The organism is Paraburkholderia sp. A1RI-2L, assembly GCF_048957375.1.
Taxonomy (GTDB): domain Bacteria; phylum Pseudomonadota; class Gammaproteobacteria; order Burkholderiales; family Burkholderiaceae; genus Paraburkholderia.
The window spans coordinates 288,003-311,196 of record NZ_JARBTA010000001.1 but is presented as its reverse complement, the minus strand read 5'-3'; the positions used below and the strand labels follow the sequence as shown (position 1 = coordinate 311,196).

20 protein-coding genes are annotated in these 23,194 nt (G+C 68.7%); 13 read left to right on the top strand and 7 right to left on the bottom strand.

Features of this window, described 5'->3' with window-relative positions; genetic code table 11:
• Positions 1–68 precede the first annotated feature (68 nt).
• From PWP93_RS01440 to PWP93_RS01425, 4 genes are all read left to right on the top strand, one after another.
• Complete coding sequence (locus PWP93_RS01440) at positions 69–1,046, top strand: ABC transporter permease (protein ID WP_421044978.1); 978 nt, start codon at positions 69–71, stop codon at positions 1,044–1,046.
• A 19-nt stretch (positions 1,047–1,065) separates the two neighbouring features.
• Entirely contained in the window at positions 1,066–1,956 is an 891-nt protein-coding gene (locus tag PWP93_RS01435; protein ID WP_421043199.1) for an ABC transporter permease, read from the top strand.
• Entirely contained in the window at positions 1,953–4,223 is a 2,271-nt protein-coding gene (locus PWP93_RS01430) for a dipeptide ABC transporter ATP-binding protein (protein WP_421043198.1), read from the top strand. The genes PWP93_RS01435 and PWP93_RS01430 overlap by 4 nt, the downstream gene beginning before the upstream one ends.
• Positions 4,224–4,793: 570 nt before the next feature.
• Positions 4,794–5,747 (top strand): hypothetical protein, encoded by a 954-nt coding sequence (locus tag PWP93_RS01425; protein ID WP_421043197.1) that lies wholly within the window; start codon positions 4,794–4,796, stop codon positions 5,745–5,747.
• Positions 5,748–5,915: 168 nt separating this feature from the next.
• On the opposite strand, the gene PWP93_RS01420 is transcribed toward PWP93_RS01425, so the two are convergent.
• Positions 5,916–6,773 (bottom strand): aldo/keto reductase, encoded by an 858-nt coding sequence (locus PWP93_RS01420; RefSeq protein ID WP_421043196.1) that lies wholly within the window; start codon positions 6,771–6,773, stop codon positions 5,916–5,918.
• 278 nt (positions 6,774–7,051) lie between these two features.
• Between PWP93_RS01420 and PWP93_RS01415 the strand changes: the two genes are divergently transcribed.
• Positions 7,052–7,798 carry a GntR family transcriptional regulator gene (locus PWP93_RS01415; protein ID WP_213299888.1) on the top strand — a complete coding sequence of 249 codons (747 nt, stop codon included), beginning with the start codon at positions 7,052–7,054 and terminating at the stop codon, positions 7,796–7,798.
• Between the two features lie 14 nt (positions 7,799–7,812).
• On the opposite strand, the gene PWP93_RS01410 is transcribed toward PWP93_RS01415, so the two are convergent.
• Entirely contained in the window at positions 7,813–9,327 is a 1,515-nt protein-coding gene (locus PWP93_RS01410; RefSeq protein WP_421043195.1) for a CoA transferase, read from the bottom strand.
• 124 nt (positions 9,328–9,451) lie between these two features.
• On the opposite strand from PWP93_RS01410, the gene PWP93_RS01405 reads away from it, so the two are divergent.
• On the top strand, positions 9,452–10,717 hold the full coding sequence (locus tag PWP93_RS01405) for a citrate synthase (RefSeq protein ID WP_421043194.1): 1,266 nt from the start codon (positions 9,452–9,454) through the stop codon (positions 10,715–10,717).
• A gap of 7 nt (positions 10,718–10,724) precedes the next feature.
• Here the strand turns inward: PWP93_RS01405 and PWP93_RS01400 are convergent, their stop codons facing one another.
• On the bottom strand, positions 10,725–11,102 hold the full coding sequence (locus PWP93_RS01400; RefSeq protein ID WP_421043193.1) for a DUF2917 domain-containing protein: 378 nt from the start codon (positions 11,100–11,102) through the stop codon (positions 10,725–10,727).
• 257 nt (positions 11,103–11,359) lie between these two features.
• On the opposite strand from PWP93_RS01400, the gene PWP93_RS01395 reads away from it, so the two are divergent.
• From PWP93_RS01395 to PWP93_RS01385, 3 genes are all read left to right on the top strand, one after another.
• Positions 11,360–12,814 (top strand): PLP-dependent aminotransferase family protein, encoded by a 1,455-nt coding sequence (locus PWP93_RS01395; protein WP_421024611.1) that lies wholly within the window; start codon positions 11,360–11,362, stop codon positions 12,812–12,814.
• A 130-nt stretch (positions 12,815–12,944) separates the two neighbouring features.
• Complete coding sequence (gene mdtD, locus PWP93_RS01390; protein ID WP_421024612.1) at positions 12,945–14,393, top strand: multidrug transporter subunit MdtD; 1,449 nt, start codon at positions 12,945–12,947, stop codon at positions 14,391–14,393.
• A gap of 289 nt (positions 14,394–14,682) precedes the next feature.
• Positions 14,683–15,951 (top strand): EAL domain-containing protein, encoded by a 1,269-nt coding sequence (locus tag PWP93_RS01385; RefSeq protein ID WP_421024613.1) that lies wholly within the window; start codon positions 14,683–14,685, stop codon positions 15,949–15,951.
• 39 nt (positions 15,952–15,990) lie between these two features.
• On the opposite strand, the gene PWP93_RS01380 is transcribed toward PWP93_RS01385, so the two are convergent.
• Positions 15,991–17,091: a sigma-70 family RNA polymerase sigma factor gene (locus tag PWP93_RS01380; protein WP_421043192.1), complete on the bottom strand. Its 1,101-nt coding sequence runs from the start codon at positions 17,089–17,091 to the stop codon at positions 15,991–15,993.
• A gap of 205 nt (positions 17,092–17,296) precedes the next feature.
• Here PWP93_RS01380 and clpP point away from each other — a divergent pair, with 205 nt between their 5' ends.
• Positions 17,297–17,941, top strand: coding sequence for an ATP-dependent Clp endopeptidase proteolytic subunit ClpP (gene clpP, locus PWP93_RS01375; RefSeq protein WP_421043191.1), 645 nt, complete (start codon positions 17,297–17,299; stop codon positions 17,939–17,941).
• Between the two features lie 19 nt (positions 17,942–17,960).
• On the opposite strand, the gene PWP93_RS01370 is transcribed toward clpP, so the two are convergent.
• The 3 genes from PWP93_RS01370 to xseA form a co-directional block, all read right to left on the bottom strand.
• Positions 17,961–18,191, bottom strand: coding sequence for a hypothetical protein (locus PWP93_RS01370; protein WP_421043190.1), 231 nt, complete (start codon positions 18,189–18,191; stop codon positions 17,961–17,963).
• A gap of 45 nt (positions 18,192–18,236) precedes the next feature.
• Positions 18,237–18,815, bottom strand: a complete 579-nt coding sequence (sodB, locus tag PWP93_RS01365) for a superoxide dismutase [Fe] (RefSeq protein ID WP_035522111.1) — start codon at positions 18,813–18,815, stop codon at positions 18,237–18,239.
• Between the two features lie 275 nt (positions 18,816–19,090).
• Entirely contained in the window at positions 19,091–20,461 is a 1,371-nt protein-coding gene (xseA, locus tag PWP93_RS01360) for an exodeoxyribonuclease VII large subunit (protein ID WP_421043189.1), read from the bottom strand.
• Positions 20,462–21,062: 601 nt separating this feature from the next.
• On the opposite strand from xseA, the gene lpxK reads away from it, so the two are divergent.
• The 3 genes from lpxK to kdsB are packed head-to-tail and all read left to right on the top strand — an operon-like array spanning position 21,063 to position 23,150.
• On the top strand, positions 21,063–22,133 hold the full coding sequence (gene lpxK / locus PWP93_RS01355; RefSeq protein ID WP_421043188.1) for a tetraacyldisaccharide 4'-kinase: 1,071 nt from the start codon (positions 21,063–21,065) through the stop codon (positions 22,131–22,133).
• Entirely contained in the window at positions 22,114–22,344 is a 231-nt protein-coding gene (locus tag PWP93_RS01350) for a Trm112 family protein (protein ID WP_421043187.1), read from the top strand. Before lpxK ends, PWP93_RS01350 begins: the two co-directional genes overlap by 20 nt.
• A 2-nt stretch (positions 22,345–22,346) precedes the next feature.
• Positions 22,347–23,150: a 3-deoxy-manno-octulosonate cytidylyltransferase gene (gene kdsB, locus PWP93_RS01345; RefSeq protein ID WP_421043186.1), complete on the top strand. Its 804-nt coding sequence runs from the start codon at positions 22,347–22,349 to the stop codon at positions 23,148–23,150.
• Positions 23,151–23,194 lie beyond the last annotated feature (44 nt).

Sequence of the window (23,194 nt, the reverse complement as noted above, 5' to 3'; positions counted from 1 at the left end):
GTCCGATGGCTACACCGCTGACGAGACCGCCCGAATTGAACCCTCGCGAGCCGCTCGGCGCACACCCCATGCGCGGGGTGCGCGGCAAGGGCGTCGCGCGTTTTCTCGCGCAGCGCGCCGCATGGGCGCTTTTCACGCTCTGGCTGCTTTCCGTGCTGGTGTTCGCGGGCGGCCAACTGCTGCCGGGCGACGTTGGACGCGCGGTGCTCGGCCCGCTCGCCGACGCGCGCGCCGTAGCAGCGCTCAACCACGCGCTCGGCGCGGACCGCCCGCTGCTCGACCAATACGCAAGATGGATCGGCCATGCATTGCGCGGCGACCTCGGCACCTCGTGGACCTTCCACCAGCCCGTCGCGCCGCTGGTGGGCGATGCGCTCCTGCAATCGGCGAAGCTCGGGCTGCTCGCGTTCGTGGTAGTCGTGCCGCTCGGCATCGGCGGCGGCGTATGGGCCGCGCTGCACGGCGGACGCTGGCTCGACCGGCTCATCAGCACGCTGGGGCTGTGCGCGAGCGCGGTGCCGGAATTCGTCTCATCGATCGCGCTCATCCTCGTGTTCGGTGTCTGGCTGCGCTGGCTGCCGATCGAGGCCGTCGCGCCAGCGGATGCGGGCGTGCTCGACACGCTGCGCCACCTCGTGCTGCCGGTGCTGCCGCTCGTGCTGGTGTTCTTCGGCTATCTTGCGCGCATCGCGCGCGCGGGCATGCTCGACGCGCTCGAAGCCGACTACACGCGCACCGCAGTCCTCAAGGGCCTGCCGCGCCGCGTCGTGATCGTGCGCCACGTGCTGCGCAACGCACTGCTGCCGAGCGCGACCGTGGCGGCCACCCAGCTCGGCTATCTGATCGGCGGACTCGTGGTGGTCGAGTCGCTGTTTCGCTATCCGGGCATCGGCTCGCTCATCTACAACGCAGCGAAGGCGAAGGACTTTCCGTTGCTCGAAGCGGGCGTGCTCACCGTAGGCCTCGTCTACACGCTCGCGAATCTCGGCGCCGACCTGTTGCACGCGCTGTTCGATCCGCGGCTGCGCGCGCAAACGGGTTCTTGACGGGCTAACAGGGATACGCATGAACGATACGGTATCCGAATCGATTAACGATGCGACCTCGCACGAGGCCGAAGCCGGCGCGCCGCGCTTCGTGGCCCCGTTGCGTCTTTTGCTGCGCTCGCCCGCGTTCGTGCTGGGCGCGCTGATTCTGCTCGCATGGATCGTCTGCGCCCTCGCGGGCGCCAGGATCGCGCCTTACGACGCCTATGCGTCCGACCCGCTCAGCTCGCTGCTGCCGCCCGAGCGCACGCACTGGTGCGGCACCGACCAGCTCGGCCGCGACATCTGCTCGCGCGTGATCGTGGGCGCGCGCGACATTCTTACGATCGCACCGCTCGCCACCTTGACCGGCACGCTCGCGGGCACGGCGCTCGGCCTCCTGACCGGCTATGTCGAAGGTTGGGCGGGCACGCTCGTCGCGCGCGCGCTCGACGCCGTGCTCGCGCTGCCCCTCGTGATCGTCGCGCTGCTCGTGCTCGCGGCCGTGGGCGCCTCGAACCTCGCCGTCGTGCTGGTGATCGGCATCACCTTCGCGCCGCTCGTCGCACGCACCGTGCGCGCGGCCGTGCTCGCCGAGCGCCATCTCGACTACGTGGCCGCCGCACGGCTGCGCGGCGAGCGCGCGCACTACGTGATGTTTGCAGAGATCTTGCCGAACGTCTGGCCGCCGATCGTTGTTGAAGCAACGGTACGCCTCGGCTACGCGATCTTCGCGGTGGCGACGCTTTCGTTTCTCGGCTTCGGCATCCAGCCGCCTTCGGCCGACTGGGGCCTCGCGCTCGCCGAGTCGTACGCGCTGCTCGCGGGCGGCGCGTGGTGGACCGTCGCCTTCGATGCACTCGCGATCGCATCGCTCGTGGTGGCGGTCAACCTGATCGCCGACAGCCTGCGCGAGGTGCTCGACTCATGAATGCCGTGCGCCCCGCCCTCGCCACCTTCCACGCACCGCGCGCGGACGATGCGCTCGCGCTGGTCGGCCTCACGGTGGCCTACCGCGTGCGCGGCAAGGACCGCGACGTGCTCACCGACGTGTCGCTGCGCATCAGGCGTGGCGAAGCGTATGGCCTCGTGGGCGAATCGGGCTGCGGCAAATCGACGGTCGCGCTCGCCGTGCTGCGCTATCTCGCACATAACGGCCGCGTGAAGGCGGGGCGCATCGCCATCGCTGGCGAGGACGTGCTCTCGCTCGATCGCGAAGGTCTGCGCATGCTGCGCGCCCACAAGGTGTCGATGGTCTATCAAGATCCGGCCAGCGCGCTGAACCCGACGCTCACGATCGCCCGCCAGCTGAGCGAGACTTTCGAAGCCGCCGGGGCACACCCCGCCGACGCGCTCGCGCAGTCGCATGCGATGCTCGAGCGCGTGCGCATCGCCGACCCCGCGCGCGTGATGGCGAGCTGGCCGCATCAGCTCTCCGGCGGCATGCAGCAGCGTGTGGTGATCGCGATGGCGCTCGCGTCGAACCCGGCGCTCCTGATCCTCGACGAACCCACCACGGGCCTCGACGCCACCGTCGAGGCCGAGGTGCTCGCGCTCATCGCGCAACTGCGCGCGGAGCTCGGCATGGCGGTGTTGCTCATCAGCCACGACCTGGCCGTGATCCGCGGGATGTGCGAGCGCATGGGCGTGCTCTACGCGGGACGCCTCGTGGAGGAAGGCGCAACGCGCGACGTGTTCGCGCGGGCGCGCCATCCGTACACGGTTGGGCTCCTGCGCTGCCTGCCGGCGCCGGGCCGCAACAAGGCGCATGGCGCGCTGGACACGATTCCCGGAGAGCTGCCGGCCCCTGGCACGCTCACGTATGGCTGCGTCTATGCTCCGCGCTGCCGTCTCGCTGACGGGCGTTGCCGCGAGCACGCGCCGCCGCCGCATCGCATGGAAGCGGCGCACGGCGAGCAGATGTCGCGCTGCCACTATCACGAGCGGGCCATCGAGCTGCCGGTCGCCGAGGGTGCGGACCACGCGAACGTCGCCGATATGCGCACCGGTGCACAGACCATTGCTCCATCAACCGGACAGTCGAATCCGCAGACAAACGAACCGGCTGAGGAAACGCTGTGCGCACCGCGCGCACACGAGGCGAAAGTGGTCCTGCGCGCGGCCAATGTTTCGCGCACCTTCGGCCGCGGCGAGCACGCGCAGCGCGTGCTCGCCGACGTCTCGCTCGAGTTGCGCGCGGGGGAAACGCTCGGCCTCGTCGGCGAATCGGGCAGCGGCAAGACGACACTCGCGAAGCTTCTGCTCGGGCTCCATGCCGCCGACCCGGGCGGCACCCTCGAACTCGACGCACAGCCCCTCGCGGAGCGTCTCGCGCAGCGCGACGCCAGGCAGCTGCAGGCGTTGCGCATCGTGTTCCAGCATCCTGACGCCTCGCTCAATCGTGCACTGCCAGTGAGGCGGCTGGTGGGCCGCGCGCTCGCCCAGGCACGGCGCGCAGGCGCGGGCGATGCATCGAGCGCGCGATCGCGCGAAGCGGCAGAGGAGCCCGCGGACGAAACTGCAGGCGGGACTGCAGACCAAAGCGCCGAAGCCCGCAACGCGGCGCGCATTGCCGCGCTGCTCGAAGCGGTGCGCGTGCCGGTGCGCTACCTCGCAGCCCGCGCGCGGCAACTTTCGGGCGGCCTCAAGCAGCGCGTGGCAATCGCTCAGGCGTTCGCGGGCGAACCGCGTGTGGTGATCTGCGACGAGCCGACCTCGGCGCTGGATGTCTCGGTGCAGGCCGCCATCCTGAATCTGCTGGCGCGCCTGCAGCGCGAGCACGGCGTGAGCTATCTGTTCATCTCACACGACCTCGACGTAGTGCGTTATCTCGCGGACCGCGTCATGGTGCTCTACGCGGGCCGCGTGCTGGAGAGCGGCCCCGCGAGCGCCGTGCTCAGCGGCCCGTGCCATCCGTATACCGAAACGCTGCTCAATCCCGGCATGCTCACGCGCGAAACATCCACGAGCCATACCCTCGCCGGCACGCCCACCGGCGACATACCGCACAACGCCACCGGCGGCACGACAGGCTGTGTCTTCAGCGCGCGTTGCCCACGCAAGCTCGGCGCGATCTGCGACGAAGCCGCGCCGCCCTTCGACGCGGATGCCCACGGCCATTGCATCCGCTGCCACATTCCGGCCGAGCAGCTGCGCACGCTCCAAGCCGAAACGGCCTCGGCACAACCCCACTCCTGAGCCGCGCGAAGGTCAGACGAAGGTCGTTGCGTTGTCCAGTTTTGCAACGCGAATCGCCAGGCACTCCGCACGCGTTTCATCGTCGAAACGTTTTCCGTGAATTTTTCCGTCCCATAGCCATAGAGAAAGTGTTAAGTCCTCGTCACGCGGACTTGCTGGACTGATGGCACAGAACTCGCTAAATCGGCACCAGGCATCCGGCCTGCGCCCAGCGGCGTGAAATCCAGATGGAATGGGGATGAGGCGCGCGGTTTCTCGCGCCGGGCGAACGGATGGCCGGCAGCACGGCACACCTGCTTTGCGCCGCCTCCGTAACAGTCCGCGGCACTCAGCAAGGATTCCTGACTGAATCGGTCGTCCGGTGCAAACGCATCCGGGTGCCACTCTTACCGCCCGCGCCGGCGAGGCTGTGCCAACAGCGCACGGCATGAAGCGCGCGTCGGCGCGGTGTCGGCACCAAGCGCTGCTGGCCTGACGGGGAACGGCGTCTGCGCATCAGCGATGCAGCGCCGGACGCAAGGCGTAAGAGAAGCGAAGCTGGTACACGCTATCGCTTCCGGGGAGAAAGTAATGAACAAAACAATTTTTAATCAGCATTACTACGGGATCAGTCGGGGACTCGCAGTCGGTGCAATCAGCGCAATCGGCGCTGCTGGCGCGTGCGTGTTCCTGCCGGCCGTCGATGCCCATGCCGCCGACAACGCAACGGCTCCAAGCTGGGTGATCGTCGCCGAAGCCGCGCTGCCTGCGAGCGGCGCGGCCGGCACGATGGGCGCCGGCTTGCCGGTCGAGGACACGTCGCCGGGCAATCTCGCGCTCAAGTCAGCTACGTCGGACGCCACCGGCCATGCCCCGGGCGCGGATACCGCTGCCGCCGACCAGGCAAGCGCAGCAGCCGACGCCGCCTTTGTCTTCGAGCCGAGGAACTGCTACGCGGCCACCAGCGGCAACTGCGGGCGCGGCGGTAGCGGCAACGGACCCACTTCGAGTTCAGCGAGCGCCGGAGGCGCGGGAGGCCCCGGCTCCGGAGGCAGTTCGGGCTCGGGCTCGGGTTCCGGCTCGGGTTCCGGCTCGGGTTCCGGCTCGGGTTCCGGCTCGGGTTCGGGATCCGGCTCTGGCCGCGGCAGTTCAGGCGTCGGCGGCGCGACCAGCGGCTCCAGCAACTCGGGCGGCGGCGGTGGAAGCAACGGCGGCGGCGGAAGCAACGGCGGCGGTGGAAGCAACGGCGGCGGTGGAAGCAACGGCGGCGGCGGAAGCAACGGCGGCGGCGGAAGCAACGGCGGCGGTGGAAGTAACGGCGGCGGCGGATCGAGCGGATGCGGTTGCGGCGGCGCTCACGGCGGCCCGTCGGGCGGACCTTCAGGAGGCCCCTCAGGCGGTTTCGGCGGTGGCTTCGGCGGTGGCTTCGGCGGTGGCTTCGGAGGCGGCTTCGGTGGAGGATTCGGCAAGGGGGGACCGTCGGGCGGCCCGGGCGGCGGGTACGGCGGCGGCTCCGGTGGCGGCAAAGGCGGCGGCAGTCACTGAGTTCGCACGGCGGTGCGAGCATGCCAACGCAACCACTCCGAATTGGCGCGACGGCCGGTCGCGTCATTCCAGGCATCACGGCGGCGGTCTCCTGGTCCCCCGGCCGGGCGCCGCCGCCGGTGGCCGGAAGCCTCCGCACTCTTGCGGCCTGTCCTGACCTCTACCGCGCTAAAGCATCTCCAGCGGCCGCTTGCTGCGCGGCGGCTTGAAGTAAGCGTCCAGCATCGCGTGGTCCTCGGCGCTCAGCACGAGGTCGAGCGCGGCGCGATTGTCGCGCATGTGATCGACGCGTCCCGCCTTCGGAATCGCGCAGACGTTCGGCTGACGCAGCACCCACGCAAGCGCAACCTGATAAATCGACACGCCATGCCGGGACGCGATGTCGTCGAGCGGCGAGCGCCTCGGCAGCCGCGCATGATCGACGGGGCTATACGCCATCAGCGGCATGCCGTGCGCAGCGCCCCAGGGCAGCAGATCGTACTCGGGGCCACGCCGCGCGACGTTGTAGAGAATCTGGTTGATTGCGCAAGCGTCGCCGCCGGGGACCTCGAAGAGCTCCTCCATGTCCTCGGTGTCGAAGTTGCTCACGCCCCAGTAGCGGATCTTGCCTGCGCGCACCAGCGCTTCGAACCCTTGCACCGTTTCTTCGAGCGGCACGCCGCCGCGCCAGTGCAGCAGATACAGATCGAGCCTGTCGGTGTTCAGGCGCCTCAGGCTCGCCTCGCAGGCGCGCTCGACGCCGCGCCGGCTCGCATTGTGCGGATACACCTTGCTGACGAGAAATACGTCCTCGCGCAGCCCTTGCAGCGCTTCGCCGACGAGCGTTTCGGTCGCGCCGTCGCCGTACATTTCGGCAGTGTCGATGAGCGTCATGCCGAGCGCGACGCCCTCGCGCAGCGCGGCAATTTCGTCGGCGCGGCGCGAGTTGTGGTCGCCCCCCCGCTCACCCATTTCCCACGTGCCCTGCCCGAGCTTTGCGATGCGTTCGCCGCCAGGCAGCGCGATACTGGCGATATCCGTTGTCATGTAGTCTCCTGTGTCGGCAGGCGTTGGTGCTTCAGCACTTTGCGATCCGGAATTAGCGCTTTGGCGCTTGCTCCGGTCTCATGCAGAGCTCTCCTGCCCCATGCAAAGCTCGCAAGCCAGGCCCTTGTTCCCGGCCTCATGCGAATCTGCGCTTGCAGCAAACGGCCAGTGTATCGCCTCGCGTGGCCCCGGGCCATGTGCCGACGAGTAAGTCCATCATTTCCTCGCCGCGCCGCCTATGACATAAAATTGCCGTTCGCTTCTCACGCCTGCCTCCCATGAACGCCTCCACGGAAGACCGCTGGCGCGGCCTGCGCCCGGACCCGGACAACGACACGCCGCTCTATCTGCAGCTCGCCCGCAAGCTGACCGATGCCATTCACGAGAACCGCTGGTCAGCCGGCGAGGCGCTGCCCTCCGAGCGCGTGCTCGCCGACGCGCTCGGCGTCTCGCGCATCACCGCGCGCAAGGCCATCGCGCTGCTGGTCGAGCAAGGCATGATCCGCCGCACCCAGGGCGCGGGCAGCTTCATCACGCCGCGCTATGAAGATCCGCTCTCGCGTCTCACGAGCTTCAGCGAGATGCTGCGCCAGCGCGGCTTCACGCCGAGTTCGCGCTGGCTCTCGCGCGAGATCCAGCCCGCGAGCCGCGACGAGGTGATCCAGCTCGGCCTCTCGCCCGCCGCCGCCGTGACGCGCCTGAAGCGTCTGCGTCTGGCCGACGGCATCGTCATGGCCGTCGAGAACTCGACCTTTCCCGCCGCGCTGATCCCCGACCCGAGCGCCATCGGCGACTCGCTCTACAGCTTTCTCGAACAGCGCGGCCTCGCGATCGTGCGCGCGCTGCAGCACTTTCGCGCGGTCAACGCAAGCGAGGAAATTGCGCAGCAGATGAGCATCGCGCCCAACGAAGCGCTGCTGCTCATCACGCGCGTGGGCTATACCGCCGATCAGCGCGCCATCGAGCTCACCGACACGTACTGTCGCAACGACTACTACGACTTCGTCGCGGAATTGCGCAAGTAAGGCGCGAAGCGACCTCACGCGGCCCACTGCGGCGCATCGGTCCCGATCGGCACGCTCGGGCGCGCGTAGAACGCCGGCGTGCGTTCGAGCCGCTCGGCACTGGCCACCGCGCGCACGCGTCCGAACGGCGTATCCATCTCCTCGAAGCAATCCGCGAGGTCCTGTGCGCGCAGGTCGGGCACGCGCTGGCCTTGCTCGAGCATGCCCATCGTCTGAAGCCAGCGGCCCGTCTGCGCGAGCGAGACGCGCACGTGCCAGCTTCCGCCTTCCTGCGCGCGCCGCGCGAGTGCGACCATCGCCCCGAAGGCGGCGAGATAGCCGGTCGCGTGATCGAGCGCCTGGCAAGGCAGCGGGCGTGGCGCATCGAACGGCTTATCGAACGGCTTATCGAACCGCTTATCGAGCGATGCCCCGGCCGACGCATCAATCTGCGCGCCCGGCATGACGCCGCCGTGCGCGGCCGCCACGCTCTCGGTCCAGACGATCCCGCTCGCCGACTGCACGAGGCTGTCGAAGCCGCGCCGCTCGCGCCACGGTCCGCGATGCGAGTACGCGCTAATCGATACGCACACGATGCCTGGCCGCTCGCGCGCCAGCATCTCGGGCGCAAAACCGAGCGCTGCCAGCGCGCCGGGCCGGTAGCCTTGCAGGAACACATCGGCGTCGCGCACTAGCGCGTGCAGTTGCGCGCGGTCCCGGGCCTCGCGCAAGTCGAGCGTGGCCGAGCGCTTGCCGCGCCCGTTGTCGATCACGAGCGGCGCGATATTGGGCAGATGTGCTCCGTTGACGAGCAGCACGTCGGCACCGTGATGCGCGAGCACGCGCCCCGCCACCGGCCCCGCGATGATGCGCGTGAGGTCGAGCACGCGCACGCCTTCGAGCGGACGCGCACCGGGCCGCTGCGTGAGCGCGCCACCATCGCCGCGACCATCACCATCGCCGATGCGCTCGATTTCAATGAGCGGCAGGCGCGCCACGGCCTGCGCCTGTTCGAGCGCGGCCCATTCGCGCGGCGTGCGCACGAGCGCTGCGCACAAGCCCGCCTGCGCGAGCGCTTCGTCCAGCGCGGCGCCGTCCCAGTGCGTGCGGATCGCGTGCGCGACGTCGTCGCGGCGCTCGCCACAGCCGAGCACGCGCAGGATGCCCTGCAGATGGTGCGCGAAGTTCGCATGCAACTGGATCCAGCGGCCATCGCGCGTTTCGAAATAGCCGGTGACCGGATGGCGCAATTCGAACGGCGCGCCGCCATCGACGCTCAGATAGCGCTCGCTGCGAAACGCCGCGAGCGCACGGCGCACATCGATGCCGACGCGCTGCCCGGGGCCGCCGCGCAGCTGGTGAAAGCGCGCGGCCGCCAGCCCCGCCGCGCCGATGCTCGCCGCCGCCAGGGTGCCGACGCGAAACACCGAAGGCAGGCCGGGATCGTCGCCTTCGATGTCGACCGTGTCGAGCGCAGCCTGGTGCGCTGCGGCGCTGTCGTGAGGATGGGCCAGCATCCAGAGGTGCTCGAGCGCGTCGCGGGGTGTCATGGCTTGCGTCCTGTATGGGTCAGGAGAAGATGGACCAAGGGTAAGTGCGCGCTCGTCATCGAATCAATCTTGATTATGATGATCAACATAGATCGATTTTTCCGGTTTCGCGAGGCGCGCCACCATGTCCAGCTATATGACCGCGGCCGAAGCCGCCGCTGCGCTCGGCATCAGCCGGGCCACGCTCTATGCCTATGTGAGCCGCGGCATGCTCACCTCCGTACCCGCCGACGATGCCAACGGCAGCGCGCACCCGCACGAACGTCCAAGCCAGCCCCAATCGCGCCGCTACGCCGCCGCCGAAGTTCGTGGCCTCGCGCGCCGCAAGGCCGACGGCAAGCGCGCGGGCAAGGTCGCGCAGAAGGTGCTCGATTGGGGCGTGCCGGTGCTCGAATCGTCGATCACGCTGATCGCGGACGGCAGGCTGTTTTATCGCGGCCAGGACGCCATCGCGCTCGCGCGCCATGCCTCGCTCGAAGAGGTCGCGGCGCTGCTCTGGGAATGCTCGCCGCGCCGCGTGCTCGAAGCGAACGCGGCGCCGATCGCCGTCGCGCAATGGTCGGCGTGGCTCAAGCTCTGGAGCGCGCATTCGCCGCTTGAACGCGCGCTGGTGCTGCTGCCGTCCGCCGCCACGCAAATGCCGCGCATCTGGGTCCAAGGCCGCGACGCGCAACTCGAAACGGGCACGCAACTGATGCGCTTGCTGGCCGCCGCGCTAGTCTGCGCGGCCCCGTCCAGCGAACCGCTGCACCGCCAGCTTGCGCATGCATGGGCCGTGCGCTCGCGCGCGCAGGCGGAACTGCTGCGCGCCGCGCTCGTGCTGTGTGCCGACCATGAGCTCAACGCCTCGGCATTCACGGTGCGCTGCATCACCTCGACGGGCATGCATCTATTCGGCGCGGCGGCGGGCGGACTTGCCGCGCTCGGCGGCCCGAGCCACGGCGGCGAGACCACGCGCGTGGCGGCGCTCTTCGACGAAGCCGCCCACGCCGACGATCTGCACCGCTATCTCGCGCAGCGGCTCGCGGCGGACGAGTTCGGCGCGACGCCGAAGCTGCCGGGCTTCGTGCATCCGCTCTACCCCGACGGCGATCCGCGCGCCCGGCTGCTGCTCGACATGCTCGCGCAGCATGCGAGCGCCCGCTCGCCGATGGACGAAGTCGACGCGCTCGCACACGCCGTGGCGGAGACCACCGGTGCGCGACCCACGCTCGACTACGCGCTGGCAGCCATCGAGCGCGTGCTCGCGCTGCCGCGCGGCGCGGCGTTCACGCTGTTCGCGGCGGCGCGCGTGACGGGCTGGATCGCCCACGCGCTGGAGCAGAACGCCGATGGCCGGCTGATCCGGCCACGCGCCCGCTATATAGGCAAATTCGGCGACGAGCGTTGATGCGCGCTCAGCCGGCGGCGCGCGCGCCCCACTGCAACCGCGTCGAGCGCTCGCGCAGCGCCTGGGCCAGCCATCCCGCAAACCCGCGCGCACCTTGCCCGTGCGGCAACGCAGCCGGCGCCGCCCGCATATCGCGCGCCTCGTTTGCCGACGCCCCGCCGAGTGCGAGCATGAAGCGCGCCCCTGCACGCCCCGCGCTCAAGCATGCGCGCGCGCCGGCAGGAAGGCGAATCGACTCGCCGGCACGCAGCCAGTAATCGCCCGCGTCGCCGCCAAGCGTGAGCCAGAGTTCGCCCTCGCTCACATGCAGTTGCATTGCCTGCGCGAGCCGCCAGGTCTCGGCGGGCTCGCCGTGTTCCAGTTCGAAAATTCGGATTTCGCGCATTGCCGTGCTCCTTGACGATAACTCGCGGGCCGGCGCCCGCCGCCGACGCGCGACGGATCGCCTGTAACGGCGGCTTGAAGGGCCTTCCCGGTTGGAGCATTATTGCGGTCAGCGCGGGGCAATCCCATGCACAGTTCCGAACAGTTCACCCGGAACTGTGCAGCCGAAAAACCGAACACTCGATCGTCCCCCAGCTCGTCCCCCAGCCGTCTTCACTCAACGCCCGGGCAACCCCGGCCGCTCCCAGCGAGGCCCGCATGAAACTCGAACTCGACCGCGCCAGCGGCGTCCCGCTCACCGACCAGATTGTCGCCGGCGTGCAGACCTGGATCCGCTCGCGCGGCGCGCACCCGGGCGCACGTCTGCCCTCGATCCGCCAGTTCGCCGCCGATTACCGCATCAGCCGCTTTCCGGTGATCGAGGCCTACGACCGGCTGGTCTCGCTTGGTTATCTCGACTCGCGGCACGGCTCGGGCTTCTACGTGAGCGAGCACGCGCGGCTCGGGCTGTCCGGCATGGGCACCTGCGACCTCTCGAACGCCGCCGACGAATCGGGCCACCTGCTCACCCAGCTCAACCGGCCCGGCGAGACGCTGCAGCTCGACAGCGGCTCGATCCCGCAGGCGTGGCGCGATATCGACGCGCTCGGCCAGGCGATCCGTCACGTCTCGCGCACCAACCCGTCGAGTCTCGTCGACTACGGCTCGCCGCTGGGCGACGCCACGCTGCGCGAGCATCTGCGCAACCGGCTCGCGCCGCTCGGCATTGCCGCCGACGCCCAGCAGATCCTCATCACCGAAGGCGCGAGCGAGGGCATCGACCTCCTGATGCGCTACATGCTCAAGCCCGGCGACACCGTGTTCGTGGAAGATCCGGGCTACTTCAATTTGTACGGACTGCTGAAGCTTCACGGCGTGCGGATCGTCGGCGTCACGCGCACGACGAGCGGGCCCGATCTCGAGCATCTGCATGCGCTGCTCGCCCAGCATCGCCCGCGCGCGTTTTTCATCAACACGGTGTTCCACAACCCGACCGGCACCATCGTCTCGCCGCCGGTCGCGTTCCGCCTGCTGCAGCTCGCGCGCGAGCACGGCTTCACCATCGTCGAGGACGACATCTACGCCGACTTCCAGGCCGAGCCCAGCGACCGGCTCGCCGCGCTCGACCAGTTCGAGCACGTGATCTACGTGGGCGGGCTCTCGAAGACGCTCTCCTCGTCGCTGCGCATCGGCTATGTGGTCGCGAATCCGGCGATCGTGCGCGACCTCGCCTCGATCAAGGCGCTCACGAGCCTCGGCGGCTCGCGCTTCACCCAGGCCGTGGTGGCCACGCTGCTCGAGCGCGGCGCGTACCGCAAGCACCTGGAGCGGCTGCGCCGCCGTCTGGCCGAAGCGCTCGGCACCGCCTCGCGCACGCTGGAAGACCACGGCTGGGCATTGTTCGCGGGGCCGCTCGCCGGATCCGCCGGGGCGCCAGGCGGCGCTCGCGCTTATGCACAGAGCGGCGGCAAGTTCATCTGGGCGCGCGTGCCCCACGTGGACGACTCGGCCCGGCTCGTGCCCTGCGGCGAGCCGTTCGGCGTGAGCGCGTCGCCAGGCAGCCACTTCCGGCCCCACGGCGAGCCGAGCCCCTGGCTGCGCATCAACGTGGCGTTCGCGCTGGACCCGCGCGCGCAGGCGTTTTTCGCGGCGGCCGCGCGCGTTCCAGGGTAATTTGCCCCGCTCACCAGGCCCCGGCCGTGCCGCGTTTGCCGTATCGCGCAACGGCAGCAGCACGCCGCCGCGACGCCGGGTTCACTACAATGGCGGCTGCCAGCCACCGCCTGCGCGCCCGCGTTCTCCCATGCCCGAATCCGCCGCCCCGTCCAGCCCCACCTCTACGCCGTCCGCCCGCAAGTTGTCCGTGATGCTGTGGCTCGTCGCCACGGGCTTCTTCATGCAGACGCTCGATTCGACCATCGTAAACACGGCGCTGCCCGCGATGGCCGCGAGCCTCGGCGAATTGCCGTTGCGCATGCAATCGGTCGTGATCGCGTATTCGCTGACGATGGCCGTGATGATCCCGGTCTCCGGCTGGCTCGCCGACAAGCTTGGCACGCGGCGCGTGTTTCTCGGCGCGATCCTCGTTTTCACGATCGGCTCGCTGCTGTGCGCGAGCGCGCACACGCTGAACCAGCTCGTGCTCGCGCGCATCGTGCAGGGCGTGGGCGGCGCGATGCTGCTGCCCGTGGGACGCCTCGCCGTGCTGCGCACGTTTCCGGCGGAACGTTATCTGCCCGCGCTCTCGTTCGTGGCGATCCCGGGCCTGATCGGCCCGCTGATCGGCCCGACGCTCGGCGGCTGGCTCGTGCAAATCGCCTCGTGGCACTGGATTTTTCTCATCAACGTGCCGGTGGGCGTGGCCGGCTGCATTGCCACGTTCATCTTCATGCCCGACAGCCGCAATCCCGACACGCCGAAATTCGACGTGCCGGGCTACCTGTTGCTCGTCACGGGCATGGTGACGATCTCGGTCGCGCTCGACGGCCGCGCCGAGCTGGGCATCCCGCAGGCGATCGTACTGGTGATGCTGATCGTCTCGCTCGCGGCATTCGTGGCGTACGGGCTGCACGCGGGGCGTACGCCGCGGCCGATCTTCTCGCTCGAGCTCTTCAAGATCCACACTTTCAGCGTGGGGCTGCTCGGCAACCTGTTCGCGCGCATCGGCAGCGGCGCGATGCCGTACTTGATCCCGCTGCTGCTGCAGGTCGCGCTCGGCTACACGCCGTTCGAAGCAGGCCTCATGATGCTGCCGGTGGCCGCAGCGGGCATGTTCTCCAAGCGCCTCGTCACGTATCTCATCACGCGCCATGGCTACCGGCGCGTGCTCGTGACCAATACCGTGCTGGTGGGCCTGATGATGGCGAGCTTCACGCTCGCCACGCCGGCCGAGCCGCTGTGGCTGCGCATCGTGCAGCTGGCCGTGTTCGGCAGCGTGAACTCCATGCAGTTCACGGCGATGAACACGCTCACGCTCAAGGACCTCGGCATGGGTGGCGCGAGCAGCGGCAACAGCCTCTTTTCGCTCGTGCAGATGCTTTCGATGAGCCTCGGCGTGACAGTGGCGGGCGCGCTGCTCACGACCTTCACCGGCCTGATCCGCCATGCGAGCGGCTCGAACGTGATTCCGGCATTCCACGCGACTTTCGTGTGCGTGGGGATCATCACGGCAGCCTCGTCGTGGATCTTCGCGCAGCTCTCCGACGACGTGCGCCGCACGGCAAAAAAGACCGACCCATCAGAACGCGCCTGATAACACCAACGCGCCTGATAACACCGGGACGCCGCGGCGCGCCGTCTTCCCGTTCAATGCCCGCTGCGCACCGCAGCGGTGCACACGCGCCGCGCGAGTGCGAAGCCGCCTCGCGCACCGCGTCGAAACGGGGCGTCGAAGGGGCGTCGAAGCGCATCTCGACATAGCCGATATCCCGCCTGCATGGCCCGAGCCGCCATGTGTCGGAATGAGCATACTTTTTGCACTGTTATCTTGTAATGTAAACTCGAGATTCGCGCGCGACCTGTCGCGCGCACCACCCAGTTCCATGACCAGCATGATCGACCTCGATCCTCCCGGCTTTCAGTCGCGCCCCGTCGCGGGCGAAGAAGGCGCGCGACGCACCGTGCTCTACGGCGGCTACACCGTGTTCAGCGTATTCCAGCCGGTATTCTCGGTCGCCCACCGCCGCGCGATCGGTTACCACGCTTCGCTGCGCGCGCACGATGAGCATGGCGGCCAGGTGCCGTCGCAGGAGGTATTCACGCAGGCCGCGCGCCGCGGCGATCTGCTCGAACTCGGCCGGCTCGCGGAATCGCTGCATCTGGGCAACTTCAACGCCTTCGACTCGCACGACGAATGGCTCTTCCTGAGCCTGCACCCCGCCGCGCTGATGGACACGAGCTATGGCGACGCACTGCTCGCGGGCATCAAGGCGCTGGGGCTGCAGCCCCAGCGCGTGGTGCTGGAAGTTTCGGAGCAGGCGGGCGGCGAGAATTCGCGCTTCGCGGAGATCATCGACACATTGCGCAAGTCGGGCTTCGTGATCGCGCTCGACGGCTTCGGCGCCAAGCATTCGAACATCGACCGCGTGTGGCAGCTACGGCCCGATATCGTCACGCTCGATCGCAGCCTGCTCGCCCAGGCGAGCCGCCATGCGCATATCGAGCGCGTGCTGCCGGGACTCGTCTCGATGCTGCACGAGTCCGGCCAGCTGGTGCTGGTGGGCGGCCTCTCGACCGAGCGCGACGCGTTGATCGCACTCGAAAGCAACGCCGACTTCGTGCAGGGCGCGTACTTCGCGCGCCCCGAGGTCGAGCCCGTGCCGCCCGCCACCGCCGCGCGCCTGATGGACGATCTCTCCGCGCGCCTGCGCGAGCGTGTGAGCGCGCGCGAGAAGACCCAGTGCGCGCGCCTCGCGCCCTATGTGAAGGCGCTCGAAGCGGCGGCAGCGCAGCTCGCTGCGGGCGCGAGCATGGCCGATGTCTCGCAGCCGCTGCTCGGTCTCGCAGACACCGCACGCAGCTTCTTGCTGGACGCCTCGGGCCGCCAGATTGGCGACAACGTGCTGCCCGACGTGCGTGCGACGCCTCGCGCCAAGCGCTTCAGGCCGCTCCTGCATTCCGAAGGCGCGAGCTGGGAGCGCCGGCCCTATTTCATCGGGGCCATGAAGGCGCCCGGCAGCGTGCAGTTCACGCCGCCCTATCTCTCGATCAACGAAGCCCACCTGTGCGTGACCGCCTCAGTCGCCGCCCAGACGGCGCATGGCCTGCAGGTGCTGTGCGTCGACATCAACTGGGACGCCGCTTCCCGGTAGCCTCGCGCGGTAACCTTGCGCAAATCCTGCGCACTCAGCTCAGGCTGGCGCGAGCGATCGGGCGATCCCGTCGAGCAGTGCGCCCACCGCCGCCCCTCCGAACGCCCGGTTGGCCGCCCGCAAGGCGCTCCCGCCCGCCGTCGCGGCCACGCAGACCACAGGAGCGGCGCGCCCATCGTCGGCCAAGCCGATGTGCAGCCACGCGACCAATTCCCCGTCCTCCGCCACCAGCACGACGCCAGGCTCGCCGTCGAGCGAGAGCGTCTCCGCGCGCAGGCCGCGTAGCGGCGTGCCCGCGATTCCAGCCTCTACCTCAGCGCCGGCGCGCGGCACCATCGAGCCTGATGCTGCATTCATCGCCGCACTCGCCGCCGCACTCGCCGCCGCACTCATCGTCGCGCCCGCCACCGCCAGCGCCGTCGCGGTCACGCCCAGCAGATCCATCAGGCCCACGCGGTCCTGCGCGTGGAGCACTTCGCGCAGCCGCTCGACGGTGAGCGCGTGCTGCGCCGCGTCGGCGGGCGCCAAGGGCCTGGCCGCCTGCTCGCGCACCAGCCGCACCCGCGCACGGCGCACGATCTGTCGGCAATGCACGGGGGTGCAGCCCGTGAGCGCGGCGATCTCGGCATAGTCGCAGTCGAACGCCTCGCGCAGCACGAAAACGGCCTGCTCCAGCGGCCCGAGCCGCTCCAGCAGCATCAGCAGCCCATCCGCGAGACGCGCGGCACGCAGGCCCGCTTCCTCCGCCGAAGGCGCGGCGGCGTCGAGCCACGGCGCAGCGCCGGGCGCTTGGCGCTCGCCCGCGCGCTCACGGCGCTGCTTGCGCAGGCGATCGATCGCGAGACGCACCGTGGCCGTTGCAAGCCACGCCTGCGGCACGCGCACCGCCTGAGCATCCGCCTCGCGCCAACGGAACCACGCGTCCTGCACGACGTCTTCCGCCTCGGCGCGGCCGCCCAGCACGCGCATGGCCAACGCCAGCAGCCGCGCGCGCTCCTGGTCGAAGACGGCAGCGCGGCGACCCTCGCTCCATGCGCCGCCTTGCATGCCGGACGGCGCGTCGAACCCCACCTCGCCCCGAAGGGGCTCGCGCGCGTCGCGCAGATCCCGCACGCCAACTTCGTCGATCACCTGGGTCATTCGCTTCGCTCCTTGTTGCACCGCCTTGTACTGCTTCGCCCGCGCTACGTGCGCTCTCGCCCGCAAGACGACCGCGAGCGCGCCGATGTGACAGTCTCGCGCAAAAAAATTTTCGTCACACGCAACGCGCGCCGGGCGTCTTGGGGAAGGAACCGCGCCACCGCGCCGCTCCCTTCCACCCACTTACCCCAAGGCGAGGAATTTCATGCATCCGACCGTCCAGCATCACGCAACCTTTGCGCCGCGCGCGCTCAACCTCGTGCCGACCGTCATCGAAACCTCGGGGCGCGGCGAGCGCGCCTACGACATCTACTCGCGCCTCTTGCGCGAGCGCATCGTGTTCCTGGTCGGGCCGGTGACCGAGCAGACGGCGAGCGTCGTCGTCGCGCAGTTGCTGTTTCTCGAAGCCGAGAATCCTGAAAAGGACATCAGCCTCTACATCAACTCGCCGGGAGGCTCCGTGTACGACGGCCTCGCGATCCACGACACGATGCGGTTCGTGAAGCCTGACGTCGCCACGCTATGCACCGGCTTCGCGGCGAGCATGGGCTCATTTCTGCTAGCCGCCGGCGCACCTGGCAAACGCTTCGCACTCCCGAACGCACGCATCATGATCCACCAGCCCTCGGGCGGCAGCCAGGGCACCGCCGCCGATGTCGAGCTTCAGGCGCGCGAGGTGCTCTATCTGCGCGAGCGCCTGAACACGATGCTCGCCGCGCATACGGGCCGCGACATCGCGCAGATCGGGCGCGACACCGATCGCGATCACTTCATGTCGGCGGCGGCGGCGGCCGAATACGGGTTGATCGACCGCGTGCTCACGTCGCGCGGCGATGCGGTGCTGCGCTAGGGAATGAGACGTCCGGTCTTCACGCGAGCGACACTGCGAGCCAGGCTGCAAGCACGCCCTTGTACTGAACTGAACGATGCAATGCATCGCTCGAAAAGCGGTGCCGCCACATGGGACAGGTGCGCTCGACGCAGGAAGCGCTCGACGCGCTCGCGTAACTAACGCGTCGAAGAATGTCGAAGCGCGTCGCGACGGCGCTGCAAACAAAAAAGCCCTCGGTGCGAATCGAGGGCTGCTTTTTCTGCGCCATTCGAATCGAACGGCGCACAAGCGAAACTGGTCGGACTACTGCGCTTTACGCGAAGTTCTTCGCAGCGAATTCCCAGTTTGCGATGTTCCAGAACGCTTCGACGAACTTCGGACGCGCGTTGCGGTAGTCGATGTAGTAAGCGTGTTCCCACACGTCGATCGTGAGGAGCGGCTTGGCGTCGGTCGTGAGCGGCGTGGCGGCGTTGCTGGTCGACACGATGTCGAGCGAGCCGTCTGCCTTCTTCACGAGCCACGTCCAGCCCGAACCGAAGTTGCCGACTGCAGCCTTCGTGAAGGCTTCCTTGAACGCGTCGAAGGAGCCCCACTTTGCGTTGATCGCGTCGCCGAGCGCGCCCGACGGAGCGCCGCCGCCTTGCGGCGAGAGGCTGTTCCAGAAGAACGTGTGATTCCAGATCTGGGCCGCGTTGTTGAACACGCCACCCGACGACTTCTTGACGATCTCTTCGAGCGAGAGGTTTTCGAACTCGGTGCCCGGAATCAGGTTGTTCAGATTCGTGACGTAGGCCTGGTGGTGCTTGCCGTAGTGGAACTCGAGCGTTTCTTCCGACATGGTCGGAGCAAGAGCGTTCTTCGCGAACGGCAGCGGCGGGAGCGTAAATGACATGATGCGGTTCCTTCGTCGTGTTATGGGGAGTTCTGCGTAGAGTTCTGCAAATTCGCCGGCATGGAGCACTCGATTGTAGGCGAGTTGGAATAACCCCGCAAACGCTCGGACATTATGCCGATCATCGGTTATGCAGCGCTTTTGCGGCGCGATTTCATGGCGATTTCGCGTCGCTTTTGTGTCGCTTGTAATGCGATGGCGTGGCGGTGATGTGGCTCTCCTGTGGCTATCGTGCCCGCATTCCAGCAAACGCCGCGCCCGCTGCTGCGCTCGTTTCAAAAGTCTTCGGAAAGTCTTGGCTGCACGTCGGCGAGCGCGACATCGGCGCTGCCCTGGGCGAGATGCACGGTCAGGCGCTTGCCCGGCTTGAGCGCGCCCGGTGAGCGCACGGCCGCGCCGCTTTGCGCATCCAGCAGCGCCGCGTAACCGCGCTCGAAGGTGCGCTGCGGGCTCAGCACCTCGAGGCGCGCCGCGAGCCCCGCCACGCGCGTCGTTTCGCGCTCGCGCCCCCGCGCGAACGCGCTGTCGAGACGCCGCGCGAGCGACTCCACCTGCACGCGCTGCGCCGAGGCGTCGGGGCGCATGCGCCGCCAGCGCATCTGCGCGATATTGAATTGCGCGCGCGCCTGCGCCGTCGTGCGCGAGCCCGCCGAAGCAAGCCGGATCGCCAACTGGCGCAAATGCGCGCGCTGCTGCGCCAGCCGTTCGCCCGGCGAAACCAGGCGGCGCGCGAGCCAGTCGAGCTGTTGCGCGCGGCGCTCCATCAGCCTGCCGAAGCCCCGCGCGAGCGCGGCATGGCGCTGGTCCAGCTCGCGCAGCAGCAGCACGCGCTGCGGGCTCACGAGCTCGGCGGCGGCGGTGGGCGTGGGCGCGCGCACATCGGCGGCGAAATCGGCGATCGTGAAATCGGTTTCGTGGCCCACGCCGCTCACCACGGGAATCGCGCTTGCTGCAATGGCGCGCGCGAGCGTTTCGTCGTTGAACGACCAGAGGTCCTCGATCGAGCCGCCACCCCGGCACAGCACGATCACGTCCACTTCCGCACGCGCGTTCGCGGCGTCGAGCATGGCCGTGAGTTTTTCCGCCGAACCCGCACCCTGCACCGGCGCCGGATACACGATCACGGGAACGTGCGGCGCGCGGCGCGCGAGCGTCGTGAGCACGTCGCGCAGCGCAGCCGCCTGCATCGACGTAATCACGCCGATCGCGCGCGGATGGGTGGGCAACGTGCGCTTGCGCCCGGCGTCGAACAGCCCTTCGGCCTCCAGTTGCGCCTTCAGACGCAAGAACGCTTCGAAAAGACGCCCCTGCCCCGTGCGCCGGATCGCCTCGACGTTCAGCTGCACCTCGCCGCGCGGCTCGTACATCGTCACGAGCGCACGCACCTCGATGCGGTCGCCCTCGCGCGGCGTGAATTCGGCGTATTGCGCGCGGCCGCGAAACATCACGCAGCGCATTTGCGCCTGCGCGTCCTTGATCGAGAAGTACCAGTGCCCGCTCGCGGCGCGCGTGAAGTTCGAGACTTCACCCGAGATCCACGTGAGCGGGAACGAACGTTCGAGCATGGAAGCGATCGCGCGATTGAGCGCCGAAACCGGAACAACGACATCGCCGCCGGGCGCAGAAGAAAAGCGGTCGGAATTCATGAGCAAGACGTGAATGAACAGTGGGTTGAAAGCAAGGTCGAAACCCAACCCGGAAAATAGCCCGGACAGACGATAGACCGTTCGGGGTACGGCAGTCCAGCGGGAAGCGCTCCCATGAAACAAGGGCTACGAGGTGTCCACATCGACTCCGTCATGTGACATAGTTGCCGCAAATACGTAAAAAACGCTGAAAAAATACCCCATCCCATTGATTTACATAGAGTTTTTATCTCGCTAACAAAGAGTTACACCGATGAGATGGGCCACGAGCGGGCTTTTGCGCTCACCCGCGCCTTACTTTTCCACAAAGTTATCCACAGACGTGCTACGCATCGGCGAGCCGTGCTGGCGCCGCCGGATTCACGCCACCGCTTGGCCATGCAGCTTGCCGCCCGCCGCTCACCCGCGCTAGAGTGCCGGGTTCACGACGGCCCTTTCGCGACGCGATATGACACGACAGCGAGCCGTCCCTGCTTTCCCTGCGGCGCTTTTTGCTTCTGGCTCCCGCGCCCGCTTTGAACTGGAGAACCGCTCCGATGTCCGTTCTGCCCGTCAGCCTCCGGTGCCTTTCGTACGCAAGGCCCGCATGCCGCACACGCCGATGAGCAGTCTCGTTGCCGATCTCAAGGCGCGCGCCGAAGCCGGCCTCGCGCGCCAGTGGCAGCAGCGCGGCGCACTCGCCTGGGCGCTCGCGCCGCTTTCCGTCGTGTTCGCCGCCGTGAGCGGCGCGCGGCGCGCGGCCTATGCGGGGGGCTGGCTCAAATCGGTGCGCGTGGGCGCGCCGGTCGTGGTGGTCGGGAACGTGACCGTGGGCGGCACCGGCAAGACGCCCACGGTAATCGCGCTCGTCGAGGCACTGCGCGCCGCCGGCTTCACGCCCGGCGTCGTTTCGCGCGGCTACGGCGCGAAGGTGCCGCGCCCCACGCCGGTGGCGGCGGACACGTCCGCCCGCGCATGCGGAGACGAGCCGTTACTGATCGCGCGCCGCACCGGCGTGCCGGTCTGGGTCTCGCCCGATCGCGTCGCGGCGGCGCAGGCATTGTGCGCGGCGCACCGCGACGTCGACGCAATCGTGAGCGACGACGGCCTGCAGCACTACCGTCTCGCGCGCGACTTCGAGCTGCTGGTCTTCGATCACCGGCTGGGCGGCAATGGTTTTCTGCTGCCCGCCGGGCCGCTGCGCGAGCCGCTCTCGCGCCAGCGCGACGCCACGCTTGTCAACAATCCGTTCGAGCGCGCGCTGCCCGACTGGCCGAACACCTTCGCGCTCAAGCTCGAGCCCGGCGAGGCCTGGCATCTCGCGAACCCCGCCCTGCGCCGGCCGCTCGCGCAATTCGCAGCGCAAGGCGCAGCGAGCGCGTCCGGCGCACCCAGCCAGCCGCCGCAGCGCATCGTGGCGGCCGCCGGCATCGGTTCGCCGGAGCGTTTTTTCGCGACCCTGCGTGCGGCGGGCCTCGCGCCGCAAACGCTCGCGCTGCCCGACCATTACGACTACGCGACGAACCCGTTCAGCGAGGTCGCGGCCGACGCCATTCTGGTCACCGAAAAAGATGCCGTAAAATTAGCGGCCTGGAACGACGCGCGCATCTGGGTCGTCCCCGTTGAAGCCGCGCTCGATCATCGCCTCATTACCCTGGTTGTGGAGAAACTCCGTGGACGCCCGTCTGCTTGAAATCCTGGTCTGCCCGATCTGCAAGGGCCCGCTCAGCTACGACCGCGCCGCGCAGGAATTGATCTGCAACGCCGACAAGCTCGCCTATCCGATTCGCGACGGCATTCCCGTCATGCTCGTCGACGAGGCGCGCCAGACCGTCGAAGGCACGCCGGTCGATCCGGCCGGCCCCTCCGGTTCAAGCGGCTCAAGCAGCTCAAGCGACGCCTGAGCATGACCGTGCCCGCGCAACCCTTCATCGCCGTCGTACCGGCGCGCCTCGCCTCGACCCGGCTGCCTGACAAGCCGCTTGCCGACATCGGCGGCAAGCCAATGGTCGTGCGGGTCGCCGAGCGCGCCCGCGCCTCGGGCGCGCAGCAGGTGCTGATCGCCTCGGACGCGCAGAGCGTGCTCGACGCCGCGCGCGAGCACGGCTTCGACGCGGTCATGACGCGCGCCGATCACCCCTCGGGCACCGACCGCCTGGCCGAAGTCGCAGAGCACTTTGGCTGGAGCGACGACTTAATTGTGGTCAACGTTCAGGGCGATGAACCGCTAATCGACCCCGCTTTGGTGTGCGACGTGGCGTCGCACCTCGCCGCGCACCCGGAGTGCGCGATCGCCACGGCGGCGCACCCCATCACCGCCCCCGGCGAGATCCTGAACCCGAACGTGGTGAAGGTCGTGCTCGATGCGCGCGGCGTGGCGCTCTACTTCTCGCGCGCCCCCATTCCGTGGGCGCGCGACGCCTGGCAGCCGCACTGGTCGCCGGCCCGCCTCGATCTGGCCGCCATGCCCGCCCCACCGGCTCCGGCGACCGTTTATCGGCATATCGGCCTGTATGCGTATCGGGCGAAATTCCTGCGCAGCTACCCCTCGCTCGCGCACTCGCCGATCGAGCAGGCCGAAGCTCTCGAGCAGCTGCGCGCTATGTGGCACGGCGAGCGCATCGCGGTGCTCGTCACAGCCGAGGCGCCGGCGCCCGGCGTGGACACGCCCGCCGACCTCGCCCGCGTGCAGGCGCTATTCCGTCCTTAAGAGGGGTCGTGGGCCGAAAATCCCATGGCATAATCGGTTGTTTG

Coding starts and splice junctions, on each gene's coding strand:
- PWP93_RS01440 (WP_421044978.1), top strand. CDS start 69: ATGCGCGGGGTGCGCGGCAAGGGCGTCGCGCGTTTTCTCGCGCAGCGC.
- PWP93_RS01435 (WP_421043199.1), top strand. CDS start 1,066: ATGAACGATACGGTATCCGAATCGATTAACGATGCGACCTCGCACGAG.
- PWP93_RS01430 (WP_421043198.1), top strand. CDS start 1,953: ATGAATGCCGTGCGCCCCGCCCTCGCCACCTTCCACGCACCGCGCGCG.
- PWP93_RS01425 (WP_421043197.1), top strand. CDS start 4,794: ATGAACAAAACAATTTTTAATCAGCATTACTACGGGATCAGTCGGGGA.
- PWP93_RS01420 (WP_421043196.1), bottom strand. CDS start 6,773: ATGACAACGGATATCGCCAGTATCGCGCTGCCTGGCGGCGAACGCATC.
- PWP93_RS01415 (WP_213299888.1), top strand. CDS start 7,052: ATGAACGCCTCCACGGAAGACCGCTGGCGCGGCCTGCGCCCGGACCCG.
- PWP93_RS01410 (WP_421043195.1), bottom strand. CDS start 9,327: ATGACACCCCGCGACGCGCTCGAGCACCTCTGGATGCTGGCCCATCCT.
- PWP93_RS01405 (WP_421043194.1), top strand. CDS start 9,452: ATGTCCAGCTATATGACCGCGGCCGAAGCCGCCGCTGCGCTCGGCATC.
- PWP93_RS01400 (WP_421043193.1), bottom strand. CDS start 11,102: ATGCGCGAAATCCGAATTTTCGAACTGGAACACGGCGAGCCCGCCGAG.
- PWP93_RS01395 (WP_421024611.1), top strand. CDS start 11,360: ATGAAACTCGAACTCGACCGCGCCAGCGGCGTCCCGCTCACCGACCAG.
- mdtD (WP_421024612.1), top strand. CDS start 12,945: ATGCCCGAATCCGCCGCCCCGTCCAGCCCCACCTCTACGCCGTCCGCC.
- PWP93_RS01385 (WP_421024613.1), top strand. CDS start 14,683: ATGACCAGCATGATCGACCTCGATCCTCCCGGCTTTCAGTCGCGCCCC.
- PWP93_RS01380 (WP_421043192.1), bottom strand. CDS start 17,091: ATGACCCAGGTGATCGACGAAGTTGGCGTGCGGGATCTGCGCGACGCG.
- clpP (WP_421043191.1), top strand. CDS start 17,297: ATGCATCCGACCGTCCAGCATCACGCAACCTTTGCGCCGCGCGCGCTC.
- PWP93_RS01370 (WP_421043190.1), bottom strand. CDS start 18,191: ATGGCGCAGAAAAAGCAGCCCTCGATTCGCACCGAGGGCTTTTTTGTT.
- sodB (WP_035522111.1), bottom strand. CDS start 18,815: ATGTCATTTACGCTCCCGCCGCTGCCGTTCGCGAAGAACGCTCTTGCT.
- xseA (WP_421043189.1), bottom strand. CDS start 20,461: ATGAATTCCGACCGCTTTTCTTCTGCGCCCGGCGGCGATGTCGTTGTT.
- lpxK (WP_421043188.1), top strand. CDS start 21,063: ATGAGCAGTCTCGTTGCCGATCTCAAGGCGCGCGCCGAAGCCGGCCTC.
- kdsB (WP_421043186.1), top strand. CDS start 22,347: ATGACCGTGCCCGCGCAACCCTTCATCGCCGTCGTACCGGCGCGCCTC.